This window comes from Kutzneria buriramensis, assembly GCF_003387475.1.
Taxonomy (GTDB): Bacteria; Actinomycetota; Actinomycetes; order Mycobacteriales; family Pseudonocardiaceae; genus Kutzneria; species Kutzneria buriramensis.
Genome location: NZ_QUNO01000020.1, coordinates 174,364 through 190,633 on the forward strand (window position 1 = coordinate 174,364; position 16,270 = coordinate 190,633).

The following is a 16,270-nucleotide window of genomic DNA, read 5'->3' on the forward strand; positions in this document are numbered from 1 at the left end:
GTGGCGGGACTGGGGTCAGCAGGTGCCGCTGGTGCAGGGGCGGCGGCTGAGGGCGTCGAAGAAGACGGCGCGGAAGGCGGCGCCGTCGAGGGCCTGGTAGGCCTTGCCGCCGGTGGCGGCGGCGATCTGGTTGAGGACGTTCATGTCGGCGTCGGGGCCCAGGCCGATGCCGATGATCTCGATGGGGCGGGTGGGGTCGACCTCGGTGCGGAGCTTGGTGAGCAGGCTGTTGAGGTCGAGGCCGCCGGGGGTCTCGTTGCGGCCGTCGGTGATGAGGACCTCGGCGTTGACCTTGGTGGGGTCGTAGGTGCTGCGCAGCTCCTCGAAGCCGGACAGGGCGGTGTCGTACAGCGCGGTGCTGCCGCCGACGCGTCCGGGCAGGGTGAGGCCGGCCTGTTGCAGGGCCAGCCGCTGGGGCACGCCGTGGTCCAGGCCGCCGAGCGGTCCCAGCGGCACGAGTTCAGTGGTCTGCTGGGCGAAAGTCCACAGGCCGACGGCGGTGGTGTCGGGCATCAGCGACAGGCCGGCGAGCGCCCCGTCGCGGGCGACCTCGATGCGCTTCTGGTGGTCGGGCATGGGCTCGTTCATCGAACCGGAGGTGTCGATGATCGCCAGGGTCCGCCCGTCCAGGTGCACGACGTTCCACGCCCGCATGACGGTGGTGACCTGGTCGGCGGTGGGGGCGGGCAGGATCGCCGGCGTCTGGGAGCGGACGCCGTCCTTGCCGCCCCACGAGGCGGAGGCGACGGCGTGCGGGTCGCGGAAGCCGGCGGCGGCGAAGACGCCCATGGAGCGGGCGGAGCGGAGCTCGTTCTCGAACGAGGTGGCCGCGGCGGCGACGGCCGAGGACTCGGTGTTGGTGGCGACGCGGACGACGGGGTAGTCGAACAGGACGCTGCCCTCGGCGGGGTAGACGGCGACGACCTTGGTGGTGGCCGACGCGTTGTGGGCGACGACCGACTGCTCGGTGGTGGTGAAGACGGCGCCGGGTTTGCCCTGCAGGACACCGAAAGCGGAGTCGACGCTGTCCACAGTGGAGCTGCGCAGCTTGAGCAGCGCGGAGATGAGCTGGGGCGGCGGGGTGCCGGTCGAGGCGGGGGAGAGCTGCTGGGCGAGGGCGAGCGTGGCGATGCCCTCGGTGTTGCTGAGCGGGTCGGCGATGGCGACGTCGCCGCCGACGAGCTGCTGCCAGCTGACCCGGGACGCCGGCCAGCCCATCTTGGCGGCCTGCTGCTGACTGGTCGCGATGACCAGCGGCGAGGAGGCGAGCGACGAGTGCTCGAGCAGGTGCGGGGTGGGGCCGGTGATCTTGGATTCCAGCTGCTGGGCGGTCGGCACCCACAGGCTGGAGTCGGGGATCCACAGCGCCGGCGGGTCGATCGGGTTGACGGGGAGGTCCTGCACGACCTGGGCGGCCTGCTCGCCGGCGACCTCCACGGAGAAGCAGGGGCCGTCGGCCGCGCTGGGGTCGAAGGCCTCGGCGATGTTCCGCACGGGCGCGAGCATGGCGGGCGCGACGACTACACGGAGCGTGACGGACTGGCCGTGGCAGTGCGACGAGCGCACGGCGTTCGCCACGACCACGCCGGTGACAGCGAGGGAGGCGACCATGAGGGGGAGGAGGAACGGACGCAGCGGATGCCGCGAGTCGCGCGAGTGATGTGCCGCCATGGGGCGCGAGCACCTCCGACCGGACGATGGGACGTAGATCTCCACGCTCTGATACGCGGGGGAGCCCGCGAGGGTTCAACTCGTCATGACGGTGAACAGTGCTGCCGCGGCGTCAACGACATCGGTCCATCGTGGATCCTCCGAATACCGCTCATAACGCGCATCGGGCCCAAGGTCGCCGACCATTCGTTGCAATAGCGCCAAAACGGCCTCGAATGCGGCGGCCTCGAGATCGTTGCGCAGCACCTCGCCGGGCGTCAACCGGAGCAGTGTGTCCCATCGATAAATTCCGCCGTCCGCGAGGTTCTGGACCGCGCCGAGCAGTTCGAGGCGTTTGCGAGGTCGGCGCACCTCCGTCAGCCCGGTGCTGACCAGGTTCCACCGCTGCGCCACCTGCTCGGCCAGTTCCCGCGTGTCCCACAGCCACAGCTCGCGATCCCAGTGCTTCCACGGCCGCGTCAGCTCCCGATGAACCGCCGGGCTGTACACACCGCGTACCCGGAAATTGGTCAGATGGAACCTTTCGATCACGATGCGCACATACCGGCTCTGCCCGCGACCGCGGTGCCGCCCGATGACGAACACGCTGTCGCCGCCGTCGCCCCACTGCGGCGGTAACACCCACACCTTCGCTCCACCGGCGAAGTGCCGCAGCCCGCGACGGACTTCCGCGTCCGGCCCGTAAGTCGTCTCCGCGGCCACGTTCGCGACCACGCACCATGTCAGCGCCCCGGGTGGTTCCTCCATGGCGCCAGTCTCACCGACGCCGGCAACCGGAATTCAGGCGCGGAAGGCGGCGACCACCATGTCGGCCAGCCGGTCCACATAGTCCTCGGCCATCGGGCTGTGGATGGCGGTCAGCCGCCAGTACAGCGGGCCGGCGAGGAAGTCGAGGCACAGTTCGACATCGGTGTCGGCGGGCAGCTCGCCGCGGGCGATCGCCCGCGAGAGGAGGTCGGATGCCTTGGCGCGGCGGGGATCCCGGATGTTGGCGAGCAGCGCCTCGGCCAGCTCGCCGTTGCGGCTCCCCTCGGCCAGCAGGTCCGGGACGATCGTCCGGGCCAGCGGGTGCTCCAGTGCCGCCCGGGCGTTCACGAGGTAGGCGCGGACGTCGCCGCGGAGGCTGCCGGTGTCGGGGCTGTCGATCGCGGGCACGGCCACCGACGCGATCAGCTCGACGGCCATCCGCTGCTTGGACGGCCACCGCCGGTAGATCGCGGCCTTGCCGACGCCCGCGCGCTTGGCCACGGCGTCGACGGACAGCCGCCCGTACCCGGTCTCGGCCAGCTCCACGAAGAACGCCTCGCCGATCGCGTCGGTGACGTCGTCGCGCAGCGCCTTGCCCACGGTCATGGCACCGACGGTAGCACGGAACGGAACGGTTGCGTCTCGCGACCCGTCGGGTCTATCGTACGGAACGTAACCGTTCCGTTCCGTTGGTTTGACGAGGTCAGAGCCATGGAGTTCCTGTTCGAGGACGAGTCCTTCTCCTTCGAGGCGCTGCGCGCCGCCGGCTTCGCGAACTACGGCGGGGCCGATCTGGGCGAGGTCCTGACGACCGCGCGGGCCATTCCCGAGGGCGACGAGGCGGCGTGGCACCGCGAGTGGAAGGCCACCGCGGAGCGGGTGGAGGCGCTGGGGCGCGCCTCGCTCGCCGCCGGGCACAAGGTCAGCGCCCGCGAGGCGCTGCTGCGGGCGTCCAACTACTTCCGCACGGCCGAGTTCTACCGCCGCGACGACCCCAAGCACGACCCGGAGGTCATCGAGCTGTCGTCACGCTCCCGGGACGCCTTCGTCACCGCCGCCGAGCTGTTCGACTTCGGCTTCGAGCGGATCGACATCCCTTACGAGAACACGACCTTGCCCGGTTATCTGTACACAGTCGACGGTACGCGGCGGCCGACCGTCATCTACAACAGCGGCTACGACTCCACCCTGGAGGAGTCGTACTTCGCCATCGCCGCCGCGGCACTCGCCCGTGGCTACAACGTGCTCGCCTTCGACGGCCCCGGGCAGGGCGCCGCGCTGCGCAACCAGGGCCTGGTGTTCCGGCCGGACTGGGAAGCCGTCATCACGCCGGTGATCGACTTCGCCCTGACCCGGCCGGAGGTCGGCGTTGTCGCGCTGTTCGGCTACAGCCTCGGCGGCTACCTGGTCGCCCGCGCCGCGGCGTTCGACCAGCGCCCCGCCGCCGTGATCCTCGACGACGGCCTGTTCGACTTCTACGCCGCCATCCAGCACTCGCTGCCGCCGTTCATCACCCAGTGGATCGAGGAGGGCCGTGACGACGCGGTGGCGCCGGTGATGGCGATGCTGCGGGCGTTCAACACCCAGCTCCGGTGGGCGATGCGCAACGGCCAGTGGACGATGGGCGTCGACTCGGACGCCGCGCTGGCGCGGGAGTTCCGCCGCTACACGCTCGACGGCGTCGCAGACCGGATCATCGCGCCGACCCTGGTGCTCGACGCGGAGAACGACCAGTTCTTCAAGGGCCAGCCGGAGCAGGTCGCCAAGGCCCTGGCCAACGCCACGCTCGTCACGTTGCGCGAGGCCGAGGGCGCCGGCGAGCACTGCCACATGGGCGCGATGTCCCGCTCCCACCAGGTGATCTTCGACTGGCTGGACGAGACGCTGGCCTAGCAGTCCCGCAGTTCGGGGCTCTGGTTGAGCAACTGCCCGCGCGGCGACACGAACCGCCGGTAGCGCTGGCCGTCCACTGCGGACGGTCGGAACGCCGCCACCCGGTGGCAGTTCTGGAACGCCAGGGTCACGCCGAAGTGCCGTTCGAGGCCGCCGCGGATGGCGTCGGAGGCCAGCGCCCGCAGCAGCTGCCCCCGCTCGGCCTCGGTGGGCGGGGGCGTGGCGTCGTCGGCGAAGTCGCCGGAGCCGAGGTCCGCGACGACGCCGCTGATCACCTGCCAGGCGTAGGGCAGCGACTCGCGGACGCAGGCGACGAACTCCTCGTCGCTGACGTCGCCGTCGACGGCGCGGGCGAGCAGGGCGGGGGACACGTCCAGGGACACCAGAACCTCCGGGTGATCGTCGGGTGCTACCGTTCTACTGAACATCGAATTCATTATCAACAGGGGTCACCCGAATGAAGATCGCCTTCGTCGGCAAGGGCGGCAGCGGCAAGACCACGCTGTCGGCCGTGTTCACCCGGCGGCTCGTCGCCGAGCGGGCGCCGGTGCTCGCCATCGACGCGGACATCAACCAGCACCTCGCGGCGGCGCTGGGCGCCACCGAGGAGGAGGTGCTCACGCTGCCCACGCTCAGCGCCCACCTGCCGCTGATCAAGGACTGGCTGCGCGGCAGCAACCCGCGCATCTCCTCGGCGGCCGAGATGATCAAGACGACGCCGCCCGGCGCCGGCTCGCGGCTGCTGGAAGTGGCGCAGGACAACCCGATCTACGCCGCCTGCGTGCGGGAGATCGACGGCGCGCGGCTGGCGCTGACCGGGCCGTTCACCGACGACGACCTCGGTGTCGCCTGCTACCACTCCAAGGTCGGGGCGGCCGAGCTGCTGCTCAACCACCTCGTCGACGGGCCGGGGGAGTACGTGGTGGTGGACATGACCGCCGGCGCCGACTCCTTCGCCTCCGGGCTGTTCACCCGCTTCGACCTGACCGCGCTGGTCTGCGAGCCGACGCTGCGCAGCGTCGGCGTCTACCGGCAGTATCTGGGCTACGCCAAGGACTTCGGCATCCGGATCGCGGTGATCGGCAACAAGGTCTGCGACCAGGACGACCTGGACTTCCTGCGGGACGAGGTCGGCGACAACCTGCTGTGCTGGCTCGGTCGCTCCTCGCACGTCCGGGCGGCTGAGCGCGGCCGGGTGCTGCCGGTTTCCGAGCTGGAGCCGGACAATCTCGCCGCGCTCGACACGATCCGCGCCGAACTCGACGGCACGACCCGGGACTGGGCCGCCTACCAGCGTCAGGCCGTCGAGTTCCACCTGCGCAACGCCCGCGCCTGGGCCGGCGAGGACCTTGCGGCGCAGGTGGATCCGGACTTCATACCGTCAGCCAGATGAGGCTGGCCGTGCCGGCGATCGCGCAGTAGATCGCGAACGGCGTCAGCGTGCGGGTGTGGAAGTAGCGGGTGAGGAATCGGACCGCGAGGTAGGCGCTGACGAAGGAGGCGATGCTGCCGGCCAGCACCTGGCCGTGGATGCCGGCGCCGAGCGGGCCGAACAGGTCCGGAATCTTCAGCACGCCGGCGGCGAGGATCACCGGCGTGGCCAACAGGAAGGAGAACCGGGCGGCGTCCTCATGGGACAGTCCGCGCAGCAGGCCGGCGACCATGGCGACACCGGAGCGGCTGATTCCGGGCAGCAGCGCCAGAATCTGCGCCGCGCCGATCAGCGTGCCGCGCCCGATGGACATCTTGGCCAGCCGGGCGTCGGCGTCGGCCTCGTCGGTGGCCTCGGCCTTGCGGCGCAGCCGTTCGCCGACGAACAGCACGACGCCGTTGGCGATCAGGAAGGCCGCCGCCGGGATCGGGCGGCCGAGCGTGGTGCGGAACAGGTGTTCCAGCAGCAGGCCGGCGACGCCGACCGGGATCGTGGCGATGATGATCAGCCAGGCCAGCCGCTCGTCGGGGGTCTGCATGCGGCGGTGGCGGATCGACGTGACGAAGCCGCCGATGATGCGGACCCAGTCCCGCCAGAAGAACAGCAGCAGCGCGGCCGCGGTCGCCACGTGCAGGCCGACGATGAACGCCAGGTACGGCGACTCGGGCGCGGAGACGTCGAGGTCCCGCGCCCACTCGCCGCCGACCAGGGCCGGGATGAGCACCGAGTGGCCGAGGCTGGACACGGGGAACAGCTCGGTGACGCCCTGGAAGGCGCCGACCACGATCGCTTCGAGATAGGTCAGCACAGGCTAGATACTACAACGCTGTAGTAGGTCGCCGGCGCGTACCGTGGACACGGGAAGGAGTCGGCGATGGCGGCCTGGCGCGATCTCGTCCGGTTCATCGAGCTCGAGTACGACGTGACCAGGAGGGAACCGGACGAGATCCGGGTGCGGCTGCACTACGGCGGCGAGGACGTCGACGACGGCGAGCGGACGCAGATCGTGGTGGTCGCCCGTGAGGACGTCGAGGGCCAGGACTGGGTGCAGATCGCCACCCCGTTCGCCCGGGCCGACGCCGTCGACGTGACCGGGGTGCTCGCCGAGATCGGCGCCACCACCGTGGTCGGCGGAGCCGTGATCATGGGCGACTACCTGGTGCTGCGGCACTCCCTGCCGCTGGTGAACCTGGACATCAACGAGTTCACCGAGCCGCTGGAACTGATCGCCGGCTCCGCCGAACTGCTGGAGGAGCAGTTCACCGGGGACGACGACTACTGACCGAGCTGCCACCAGTAGCCGGCGTCGTCGTGCGGGGACGGCTCGCCGCCCATCGCCTCGTACAGGGCCTTCGCCGGGTGGTTGTCCTCGTCGGTGAACAGCCACATCCGACGGTGGCGCTCGCGGATGGCCAGCTCGCGGAACGCGGTGAGCAGCGCGCGACCGACGCCCTTGCGTCGGGCGGTGGCGACGACTCCGATCTCGTAGAGCTGCACCTGCGAGTAGCCGGCAGCGTGGCGCTGGCGGAGTCCCCACACCCAGCCGATCACCTCGTCGCGGTCCACCGCGACGAAGGCGATGGACGCCGGGTCGGTGAGGAACGGCTCGTGGTTGTCGACGGCGACGCCTCGGAAGGTGCGGACGGCGGTGTCGAGCAGGGCATGGTCGCGGGCGGTCAGCTGCTGGATCCGCATGCGGAAATTGTCGTGCTCGCAGCGAGTGCGGGCTGTCAGACTGCCGGCCGTGTCGAGTGAAGAGCCCTCCGAGCTGGACTATCTGCGGGAGATCGAGCGACGGGTCCGGCGGGTGGTCGACGCGGCGTACGACGAGGGCTGGCTTTCCTACGAAGCGGAATCGGACGCATCGAAGTTGCAGCGAGCCGTGAATCTGCTGGCCCGCGCGGTGCGGCACGACCACTTCACCGGCGACGGATGCTGGGAAGAGGGGCGGCCGCTGATCAGGTTGGCGGGCGCGCGGATCGTGCGCCCGGAGCAGGACGACTACGAGCAGGAGTGCGACCGACTCGGGGTCGAGCCGCGGCCTGAGGGCTGGGCGCTGTGGCGTACGTGGGGTCTCGGCGGCAAGGTGCCGGTCACGCTGGTGGTCACCGCGGTCGACACCACCGAGGGTCTGCTCCGGAACTGGTCACGGGGCGTCGCGTCCAACCCGCTCGAGCCGCTGCCCTCCCAGATCGCGCAGGTGCACGAGGACTGGCTGCCGGGCGTGGTGTACTCCCCGGCGCAGGTTCGGAGGCTCGGCGGCCTCGGGACATAGGATCACCCCGTGACCGACATCGACGTGCAGCGCAAGGACGACCGGTACGAGATCTGGGTCGACGGCAAGATCGCGGGCCTCGCCGCCTACGTGGACCGCGACGGGCAGCGGATCTTCACGCACACGGAGATCAGCCGCTCGCACCGCGGCGAGGGACTGTCCACTGTGCTCATCGAGCGGGCGCTGGCCGACGCCGTGGCGGCGGGCAAGCGGATCGTGCCGGTGTGCCCGGCGGTGCTGGCGTACCTGGGCAAGCACGACGGGTTCGCCGACGTCACGGACCCGGTGACGGACGAGACGCTGGACTGGCTGGAGACGAAGTTCGAGAAGCGCTGAATCCCGGCAGCACGTCCCGGAGGTCGACCGACACGGGCGGCGGCAGCGGCTCCGTGTGCTCGGCGCGGAACGAGCTGAGCAGGTAGGCGACCAGCCGCCGCGACGCGGCCAGCGCGGTCTCCGGCGAGTCGGCGACGATGCCGTTGTTGGCCATCAGCACCAGGGTCAGGTCCTCGGGCACGAAATCGGCACGAAGATGGCCGGCGGACTTGGCGCGGTCGACGAGTTCGGCGATGCCGCGAACGGCGCGGGCGTGCTGCCGGTGGACGTCGACGATGTCCGGGAAGGCCGACAGGATCGCCGCGCTGAAGCCGCGGTCGACGGCCTGCATCGCACACACCTGCTCGACCGCGGTGCACAGGCCGCGCCACGGGTCGGGATCGGCGATCGCCGCGTCCAGGGTCACGAAGCAGGCCTCGAACTGGTCCTCGAACACCGCTGTGACCAGGGATTCCTTGGTGGGGAAGCGGCGGTACAGGGTGGCCACGCCGACCCCGGCGCGGCGGGCGACGGTGGCCATCTGCACGTCGAGGCCGCGCTCCGCGAACAGGTCCCGGGCGACGGCGAGGATCCGGTCGCGGTTCGCCGCGGCGTCCGAGCGCAGGTGAGACGGGTCGGCGCGCATGTCTCTCACTTTAGGTCAAGTGGACGGGGTGCTCCACTTCCGGTGCTACGTTTTTCTCAGCAGCGGAGGAGGAAAGATGAGGGTGCAGGAAAGCTCGGTCGCGCGTTATGTCGACGGTTTCAACCGCCGGTTGGACAATCTGCGCACGTCACGCCTGCTGGGCCCGTGGCTGAGCCGCCATCTCACGGTTGTCAGCTACACCGGCCGCCGATCGGGTCGCACGTTCAGCACGCCGGTCGGCTATCGGCGCAAGGGCGACGCCGTCACCATCGCGGTGATGATGCCCGACATCAAGAACTGGTGGCGCAACTTCACTGGCGACGGCGGCCCGCTCACGCTGGACCTTCCCGGCGGGCAGCGGACCGGGCACGCCGTCGCGCGGCGCACGGCGAAGAATCGGGTGACGATCACCGTCGCGCTGTGAGCGTCACTTTCCGCCCCAGGTCTGAGGGAATCCCGGCATCTTCTGGCAGCCGCAGGTGGAATAGAACAGCGGCGGCATCCCGGGCGTGATGAACTGCGACAGGTTGTCCTTGGTGATCACCGGCTGCGGCAGCACCCATTCCTTGGGCACCTGCTTGCCGGACAGGATGTCGACGGCGGCGATCACCGCGGTCCGCCACTCGTAGACCGGATACGTGGGGGCGATGGCGTTCAGGCCGTCCTTCTGCCACAGCTCCAGGAAGTCCTGCTCGTCCTCGCCGTCGATCGGCGGCACCTTCCTGCCCGCGTCCTGGAACGCCTCCACGGCGGCGACGGTGGTCGCGCCGGCGTCCATCCACACGGCGTCCAGGCCGCCGAACCGGTCGATGTAGTCGGACACGATGGTCTTGGTCTTGGCGGGGTCGCCGTCGGTGAACTCGACGCCGACGACGTTGTCGCCGGCCTTCTGGAACACGGACTTCGCGGCGGCCCACCGGTTCTCGAGGGTGTCGACGCCGGGCAGGATGCGCAGCGCGAGCACCTTGCCGCCCTTGGGGATGCGCTGCGACTCGAACTCGGCCGCGGCGGCACCGAACGCGTAGCCGCCGATGGGGTGCACCACCGAGACCGGGCAGGTGGTGTTGACGCCGCGGTCGAAGACGACGACCGGAATGCCGCTCTGGCACGCCTTGGTGACGGCGGGGGTGAGCGCGTCGGTGGTGTTCGGCGAGATGATCAGCGCGTCGCAGTTGCGGGTCTGGAGGTCGGCGATGTCGGAGATCTGCTTGTCGTCCTTGCCCTGCGCGTCGTCGACGGTGAAGTCGCCGATCTCCGGGTGCAGCGCCACCTCGGCCTTCATGGTGGTCAGTCCGGTCACCCGCCACGGGTTGCTGACGCTGGCGTTGGAGAAGCACAGGTGCCACTTGGGGTTCTTCTTGTACTTCGTGGTGTCCACATAGGACGCATCGATGGTCTGCAACCACGGCGTCGAGGGATCGCCCTGGGCCGTCTCGGTCCGCTGCTTCAGCTCGCGGTCGAAGTCGGCCTGGTTGTAGAACTTGGACTGGCTCGCGTCCGTCGGGGTGGCGGACGAGCTGGGGCCGGCCGCGCCGGTCGGCTTGGTCGAGGTGCACGCGGCGATCGCGAGCACCGCTGCCGCGATCGCGATGCCGGGCAACACCTTGCGGGACATGGCATCTCCTTCCGGTCACCGATTGCTTCGGAGTCGGTAGGCGGCGAAGGCCACCGCCGCGACGATGAGCAGGCCCTGCACGGTGTCGCGCAGCGGCGCCGCCATGCCGAGCAGGTTGAGCAGGGTGAACATGGCCTGCAGCGCGAACGCGCCGCCCAGCGCCGCGCCGATGCCGCCGCGGCCGCCGCCGAGGACCGCACCGCCGAGCACGACCGCCGAGATGGACTGGAAGTCGTAGCCCTGGCCGGCGTTGGCGGACAGCCCGGCGAAGCCGGCCAGCAGGATCGCGGACACGGCGGCGAGCAGGCCGGACAGCACGAAACTGGTGACGCGGATCCGCCGCACCGCCACGCCGGACAGCTCGGCGGCGCGGGTGCCGCCGCCGGTGGCGAACACCTGGTGGCCGAACCTGCTGCGGTGCAACAGGAAGTACGCGGCGACGGCGATCGCCAGCAGGATGACGACCGCGTACGGGACCGGGCCGATGTCCTCCCGGCCGTACTGACGGAAGTTCTCCGCGAGCGCCCCGGTCGGCGAGCCGCCGGTCCAGAGGAAAACCGCGCCGCCCAGCACCAGCATCATGCCGAGCGTGGTGATGAATGACGGCACCCGGAGCATGGTGGTGATCAGGCCGTTCACCACGCCCACCACGACGCCGAAACCCAGTACCAGCAGGATGATCCACCACGTTCGGGACGGATCGCCCTCGCCGAGGCGGGCCGCCGCCACCACGCAGGCCGTGATCAGCGCGCCGACGGAGAGATCCAGTTCGCCGGAGATGACGACGAAGAGCTGGCCGAGGGCGAGCACCGCGAGCGGGGCGGAGCGCTTGACGAAGGCCAGCAGCGTCGGCGGGTCGGCGAAGGTGGGGTCGCGCCAGACGATGCCGACCAGCACGAGGACCAGGACGACCCAGATCGGGGCGATCCGGCGCAGCCGGGCGGCGGTGGTCGCGGCGGTCATGACTGCTCCCGGAACGCGTAGAGCGCCACCGCGCCGATGATGATCACGCCGCGGACCAGGGTCTGCACGAAGGCGTTGGCCTGGAACTGGTTGAACACGCTGTCCAGGACGGCCAGCATCAGCACCGCCGCGATGGTCCCGAGCAGCCGCCCGCGGCCGCCGGCCAGGGCGGTGCCGCCGAGGACTACCGCGGCGATGGACTCCAGGTCGTAGCCGCCGTCGGGGCCAACCCACGGCGCCCCGGCACCAAGGCGACTGGCCAGGAACACGCCGCTCGCCGCCGCGCACACCCCGGCCAGCACGTGGGCCACCAGCACGACCCGTCCGGTACGGATGCCGGATGCCCGAGCGGCCTCGATGTTGCCGCCGACGGCGTACACGTGATATCCGAACCTGGTGCGGTGCAACAGGAGCCACGCCCCGGCCACGACCGCGGCGAGCAGGAACAAGCTCACGGGCACGCCGGCGACGGCGTCGTAGCCGAGGGCCTGGAACTCGTCGGGCACCGCCCCGGCGAAATTGTCGAACAGTGCGTTGAGGATACCCCGTACCACCAGGGACATTCCTAGCGTGGCGATGAACGGGTTCACCCGCAGCCCGACGATGACGGCCCCGTTGCCCAGGCCGATCACCGCGCCGACGCCCAGCGCGGCGGCGAGGCCGAGCGGGATGTCGGCGGCGCTGCCGTTCATCACGACCGACGCCGTGACGGCGGAGACGCTGACGACGTAGGCGACGGACAGGTCGAGGGAGCCGGCGAGGACGACCAGGCTCTGGCCGACGGCGACCAGCCCCAGCGCCACCGAGGACTGCGCGATGTTCTGGAGGTTGGGCAGCGCGACGAAGTTGCCGCCGTCGAGCGCGACGACCAGCCAGGCGACGCCGAACAGGAGCACCAGCACCAGCCAGACCGGCCGGCTGGAACCGACGTGGCGGTGCGCGGCGGCGGTCATGCGGGCACCGCCAGGGCCATGATCTCCGGCTCGCCGGCGCCGGCCGGCAGGTGGCCGGCGATCCGGCCGTCGCGCATGACCAGGATCCGGTCGCTCATGCCGATGATCTCCGGCAGCTCGGACGAGATCATCAGGATGGCGGCGCCGTCGGCGGCGAGTTGCCGCATGAGGTCGTGGATGCCGGCCTTGGCGCCGATGTCGACGCCGCGGGTGGGCTCGTCGAACAGGTACACCCTGGCGTCGGTGGCGAGCCACTTGACCAGCACGACCTTCTGCTGGTTGCCGCCGGACAGCAGCCGGCTCTCCCGATGCAGGGCCTCGGGACGGAGCCCGACCTTGACCGCCAGTTCGACGAGCGCGGCGACGGCGGCGGAGGCGACGCGGCCGCCGAGGGCGCGGGCGGCCAGCAGTCCGTTGTCACGGGCGGGCAGCGGCAGCGCGAGGCCCTCGGCCTTGCGATCGGCGGTGAGCAGGCCGATGCCGGCCCGGATGGCGGCTCGCGGCGAGGTCAATCGCCTGGTGGAGCCGTCGATCTGGACGGTGCCCCGGGTGAACGGCTGCACCCCGAACAGGGCCCTGGCGAGCTCGGAGCGGCCGGAGCCGTCGAGGCCGGCCAGCCCGACGATGTCGCCGGCGCGAAGCGCGAGGTCGATGTCGTGCACGGCGTCGTTGCCGCCGCCGCTGACCTGGAGCCGCACGGGGCCCTTGCCGGGATCGGTTGCGCGGTCGGGGAAGTAGTGGTTGGACAGCTCCCGGCCGACCATCATCCGGACGAGGTCGGCGGGCGTGATCGACTTGATGTCGACGGTGTCCACCACCCGGCCGTCCTTGAGCACAGTGACCCGGTCGGCCAGCTGGAAGACTTCCGACAGCCGGTGCGAGATGTAGACTACGGTCAGTCCGCGGTGGACCATCGCGCGCAGCCGGGCGAACAGGGCGTCCACCTCGTGCGGGGCGAGGGCGGCGGTCGGCTCGTCGAGCACGAGGATCCGCGGTCGGTGCACCAGGGCCTTGGTGATCTCGACGTTCTGCTGCTGGGCCACGGAAAGCCGCCGCACGAGCGAATGCGGCGACACATTGTCCACACCGGACTCGGCCAACAGTGTTGCGGTGCGGGAGATCATCGCCCGGCGGTCCACGCGCAGCCGCCGCGTCGGCTCCCGGCCGAGGAACACGTTCTCCGCCACCGTTCGGTCCGGCAGCAGGCTGAACTCCTGGTGCACCAGGCTGATTCCGGCGGCCATCGCCTGCCGTGGATGCTGGAACCGCACGACCCGGCCGTCCAGCGCCAGCTCGCCGCCGTCGGGCTGGTGCAGGCCGGCGACGACCTTCATCAGGGTCGACTTGCCGGCGCCGTTCTCGCCGACGACGGCGTGCACCTCGCCCGCCCGGACGTCCATCGAGACGTCGTCGAGCACCGTGGTGCCGGCGAAGGCCTTGCTCACGCCTCGCACGGACAGCAGCCCACGAATCGACGGCAGCCCGGCCGCACTCGTCATCGAGCCTCCCGGCGGAGATCCAGGTAAGCGCTTTCCCGCGCGTCCACGGTCGCCGACGACGCGCCCGCTGTCAAGGCTCACGGCACCAGCACGGCCCGTCCGGGCACCCGACCGGCCGCCACCTCGGCCAGCACGTCGGCGGCCTCGTCCAGCGGGAAGCAGCGGGTGTGCAGCACGACCCTTCCGGACCGGTCGAGTTCCATCAGGTCGATCAGGTCCCGGTGCGAGCCGATCTGGTTGCCGATCACCGTCAGCTCCCGGTTGATCATGTCCAGGTGGTTCAGGGCGACCCCGCCGCCGTAGCCGACGATCGAGTACACACCGCCCTTGCGCAGCATCCGCAGCGCGTGCTCGGGCGCCCGGCCGTCGCCGACCAGGTCCAGCACGACGTCCGCGCCAAGGCCGTTCGTCTCGTCCAGTACGACCGAAACGCCGCCGTCCTCGCCGCTGGCGTGCACGGCGTCCACCGGGTATCCGCGCGCCCACTCCAGGCGCCCGGGATCGGCCTCCACCACCACGATCCGCGCGGGCGTCAGCACGCGGAGCAGTTGCACGGCAAGGTGTCCGAGCCCGCCGAAGCCGATCACCACGACGGTGCTGCCCGGGTACGTGAACGGCGCCAGCCGCTTGACGGCGTGGATGGCGGTGAGGCCGGCGTCGGCGTGCGGGGCGATCCGCGTCGGGTCGGTCTTCGGCGCCAGCTTCACCAGCGAGCGGACGCTGGTGCGCAGCAACTCGGCGTAGCCACCGTTCCACCCGTCCACGCCGGGGAATCGCCAGGTGGGGCAGTGCATGTCGTTGCCGGAGCGGCAGGCCGTGCACAGCCCGCACGTCACGGCCGGATGCACGATCACCGGATCGCCGGGGGAGAAGGCGTCGACCGCGGGGCCGACCTCGTGCACCCAGCCGGCGTTCTCGTGGCCCAGTGTGTACGGCAGCGTCGGGTGGAACGCCTCCGCCAGTTGGCCGTCGAGGATGTGCAGGTCGGTGCGGCAGATGCCGGCCCCGGCGATGCGCACGATCACGTCGTGCGGGTCGACGATGGCCGGCTCCTTGACCTCGCCGACGCGGACTCGTTCGCCGTAGCCGATGACCTGAACCGCTTTCATCGATCACTCCCGGGCTCGTGGGAGGTATAGGGTAAGCGCTTTCCAGCGATCCGGGGAGGAGGCGTCGTGTACCGGAGGCTGCTCGCGCCGGCGCTGTTCCGCGCCGAGCCGGAGTGGATCCATGACCGGGCGATCCGGCTGGCCGAGCGGGTCGGCCGCGTGCCGGCGATCGCGAGCTACTGCGCGCCGACCGATGCCAGCCTCGTCACCGACGTTGCCGGCCTGCGGATGGCGACGCCGATCGGGCTGGGCGCCGGCTTCGACAAGAACGCCCGGGCAGTGCCGGCGCTGGCGTCGCTGGGCTTCGGCCACGTCGAGGTCGGCTCGATCGCCGCGCGGCCGTCCGACGGCAATCCCCGGCCGAGGCTGTTCCGGCTCCCGGAGGACGAGGCGATCGTCGTGTACTACGGGGTGCCCAACGAAGGCGCGGACCGTGTCGCGCAGCGGCTGGCGAACCGTCGCCGCACCGCGACGCTCGGCATCAACATCGTCAACACCAATCACGGCATCGACGCGCCACCGTCCACTGAGGACGAAGTGATCGCCGATTACCTGACGTCGACCAGGATCCTCCAGCCGCACGCTGATTATCTGTGCTTGAACCTCAGCTGCCCCAACACCCACGACGGTCAGGGCTTCTTCCACCAGCCGCACCGGCTGGCGATGCTGATCGACGGCCTGCGCGAGGTCGGCATCGAGAAGCCGCTGCTGCTGAAGGTGGCGCCGTTCCCCGATCTCCGCGCGATGGAGACTTTCCTCCAGGCGGTGGCGCCGGCGGAGTTCGTGTCCGGCTTCTCGGTGAACCTGCCGGCCGGGAAGCCGCCGGGGCTGCGGGCGTCGGCGGCCGAGCTGCCGGGCGCGGTGTCCGGCCGGCCCGCGGCCGCGGCGGCGAACCGGACCATCCGGGAGCTCTACCGATCGATCGACCCCGAACGACATGTGATCGTGGGATCAGGGGGCGTGTTCACCGCCGAGGACGCGTACGCCAAGATCCGGCTCGGCGCCTCGCTCGTGCAGCTGCTGACCGCGCTCGTCTACCGCGGACCGACCGTCGCGCGCGCCATCAACCGAGAATTGCCCAAGCTGTTGCGGCGCGACGGTTTCACCCGCGTCGCGGACGCGGTGGGGACGGACGCGCGCGGTTGACCGACC

General features: G+C 70.7%; 19 protein-coding genes. 7 read left to right on the top strand and 12 right to left on the bottom strand.

From position 1 onward, the window contains the following. Window positions 1-15: 15 nt before the first annotated feature. The 3 genes from BCF44_RS58795 to BCF44_RS44205 all read right to left on the bottom strand — a co-directional run bounded on the left by BCF44_RS58795 (window position 16) and on the right by BCF44_RS44205 (window position 3,024). A complete protein-coding gene (locus tag BCF44_RS58795; RefSeq protein ID WP_116180501.1) occupies window positions 16-1,671 on the bottom strand; it encodes a substrate-binding domain-containing protein in 1,656 nt (551 codons plus the stop codon). 75 nt (window positions 1,672-1,746) lie between these two features. Further along, window positions 1,747-2,373 carry an SCO4402 family protein gene (locus BCF44_RS44200; protein ID WP_147328868.1) on the bottom strand — a complete coding sequence of 209 codons (627 nt, stop codon included), beginning with the start codon at window positions 2,371-2,373 and terminating at the stop codon, window positions 1,747-1,749. Window positions 2,374-2,451: 78 nt separating this feature from the next. Beyond that, the gene (locus BCF44_RS44205; RefSeq protein ID WP_116180503.1) at window positions 2,452-3,024 is read right to left on the bottom strand and encodes a TetR/AcrR family transcriptional regulator; all 573 of its coding nucleotides are present in this window, start codon (window positions 3,022-3,024) and stop codon (window positions 2,452-2,454) included. 105 nt (window positions 3,025-3,129) lie between these two features. Here BCF44_RS44205 and BCF44_RS44210 point away from each other — a divergent pair, with 105 nt between their 5' ends. After that, the gene (locus BCF44_RS44210; protein WP_116180504.1) at window positions 3,130-4,311 is read left to right on the top strand and encodes an alpha/beta hydrolase family protein; all 1,182 of its coding nucleotides are present in this window, start codon (window positions 3,130-3,132) and stop codon (window positions 4,309-4,311) included. Here the strand turns inward: BCF44_RS44210 and BCF44_RS44215 are convergent. Then, window positions 4,308-4,694 carry an SCO5389 family protein gene (locus BCF44_RS44215; RefSeq protein WP_116180505.1) on the bottom strand — a complete coding sequence of 129 codons (387 nt, stop codon included), beginning with the start codon at window positions 4,692-4,694 and terminating at the stop codon, window positions 4,308-4,310. The two genes, BCF44_RS44210 and BCF44_RS44215, sit on opposite strands and share 4 nt — an antisense overlap. Window positions 4,695-4,768: 74 nt before the next feature. Between BCF44_RS44215 and BCF44_RS44220 the strand changes: the two genes are divergently transcribed. Continuing rightward, window positions 4,769-5,704, top strand: a complete 936-nt coding sequence (locus tag BCF44_RS44220; protein ID WP_116180506.1) for an ATP-binding protein — start codon at window positions 4,769-4,771, stop codon at window positions 5,702-5,704. On the opposite strand, the gene BCF44_RS44225 is transcribed toward BCF44_RS44220, so the two are convergent. Continuing rightward, window positions 5,685-6,551, bottom strand: coding sequence for an undecaprenyl-diphosphate phosphatase (locus tag BCF44_RS44225; RefSeq protein WP_116180507.1), 867 nt, complete (start codon window positions 6,549-6,551; stop codon window positions 5,685-5,687). The two genes, BCF44_RS44220 and BCF44_RS44225, sit on opposite strands and share 20 nt — an antisense overlap. Before the next feature lie 66 nt (window positions 6,552-6,617). On the opposite strand from BCF44_RS44225, the gene BCF44_RS44230 reads away from it, so the two are divergent. Next, complete coding sequence (locus BCF44_RS44230) at window positions 6,618-7,025, top strand: hypothetical protein (RefSeq protein WP_116180508.1); 408 nt, start codon at window positions 6,618-6,620, stop codon at window positions 7,023-7,025. Here the strand turns inward: BCF44_RS44230 and BCF44_RS44235 are convergent. Then, the gene (locus tag BCF44_RS44235; protein WP_116180509.1) at window positions 7,019-7,438 is read right to left on the bottom strand and encodes a GNAT family N-acetyltransferase; all 420 of its coding nucleotides are present in this window, start codon (window positions 7,436-7,438) and stop codon (window positions 7,019-7,021) included. The genes BCF44_RS44230 and BCF44_RS44235 overlap by 7 nt on opposite strands. A gap of 49 nt (window positions 7,439-7,487) precedes the next feature. Here BCF44_RS44235 and BCF44_RS44240 point away from each other — a divergent pair, with 49 nt between their 5' ends. Both BCF44_RS44240 and BCF44_RS44245 read left to right on the top strand, forming a co-directional pair. After that, window positions 7,488-8,018 (top strand): hypothetical protein, encoded by a 531-nt coding sequence (locus tag BCF44_RS44240; protein ID WP_147328869.1) that lies wholly within the window; start codon window positions 7,488-7,490, stop codon window positions 8,016-8,018. Window positions 8,019-8,027: 9 nt separating this feature from the next. Continuing rightward, window positions 8,028-8,354, top strand: coding sequence for a GNAT family N-acetyltransferase (locus BCF44_RS44245; protein ID WP_116180511.1), 327 nt, complete (start codon window positions 8,028-8,030; stop codon window positions 8,352-8,354). On the opposite strand, the gene BCF44_RS44250 is transcribed toward BCF44_RS44245, so the two are convergent. After that, the gene (locus tag BCF44_RS44250; protein WP_116180512.1) at window positions 8,293-8,979 is read right to left on the bottom strand and encodes a TetR/AcrR family transcriptional regulator; all 687 of its coding nucleotides are present in this window, start codon (window positions 8,977-8,979) and stop codon (window positions 8,293-8,295) included. The two genes, BCF44_RS44245 and BCF44_RS44250, sit on opposite strands and share 62 nt — an antisense overlap. A 76-nt stretch (window positions 8,980-9,055) precedes the next feature. Here BCF44_RS44250 and BCF44_RS44255 point away from each other — a divergent pair, with 76 nt between their 5' ends. Beyond that, window positions 9,056-9,403, top strand: coding sequence for a hypothetical protein (locus BCF44_RS44255; RefSeq protein ID WP_116180513.1), 348 nt, complete (start codon window positions 9,056-9,058; stop codon window positions 9,401-9,403). Window positions 9,404-9,406: 3 nt separating this feature from the next. Here BCF44_RS44255 and BCF44_RS44260 read toward each other — a convergent pair whose 3' ends face one another. The 5 genes from BCF44_RS44260 to BCF44_RS44280 form a co-directional block, all read right to left on the bottom strand. Next, complete coding sequence (locus BCF44_RS44260; RefSeq protein ID WP_116180514.1) at window positions 9,407-10,594, bottom strand: substrate-binding domain-containing protein; 1,188 nt, start codon at window positions 10,592-10,594, stop codon at window positions 9,407-9,409. Window positions 10,595-10,609: 15 nt separating this feature from the next. Next, window positions 10,610-11,557: an ABC transporter permease gene (locus tag BCF44_RS44265; RefSeq protein WP_116180515.1), complete on the bottom strand. Its 948-nt coding sequence runs from the start codon at window positions 11,555-11,557 to the stop codon at window positions 10,610-10,612. Continuing rightward, window positions 11,554-12,510 carry an ABC transporter permease gene (locus BCF44_RS44270; protein WP_116180516.1) on the bottom strand — a complete coding sequence of 319 codons (957 nt, stop codon included), beginning with the start codon at window positions 12,508-12,510 and terminating at the stop codon, window positions 11,554-11,556. Before BCF44_RS44270 ends, BCF44_RS44265 begins: the two co-directional genes overlap by 4 nt. Continuing rightward, window positions 12,507-14,009, bottom strand: a complete 1,503-nt coding sequence (locus BCF44_RS44275; RefSeq protein WP_116180517.1) for a sugar ABC transporter ATP-binding protein — start codon at window positions 14,007-14,009, stop codon at window positions 12,507-12,509. Before BCF44_RS44275 ends, BCF44_RS44270 begins: the two co-directional genes overlap by 4 nt. Before the next feature lie 77 nt (window positions 14,010-14,086). Further along, window positions 14,087-15,118 (bottom strand): NAD(P)-dependent alcohol dehydrogenase, encoded by a 1,032-nt coding sequence (locus BCF44_RS44280; protein WP_116180518.1) that lies wholly within the window; start codon window positions 15,116-15,118, stop codon window positions 14,087-14,089. A gap of 66 nt (window positions 15,119-15,184) precedes the next feature. Here BCF44_RS44280 and BCF44_RS44285 point away from each other — a divergent pair, with 66 nt between their 5' ends. Continuing rightward, a complete protein-coding gene (locus BCF44_RS44285; RefSeq protein WP_170218076.1) occupies window positions 15,185-16,264 on the top strand; it encodes a quinone-dependent dihydroorotate dehydrogenase in 1,080 nt (359 codons plus the stop codon). Window positions 16,265-16,270 lie beyond the last annotated feature (6 nt).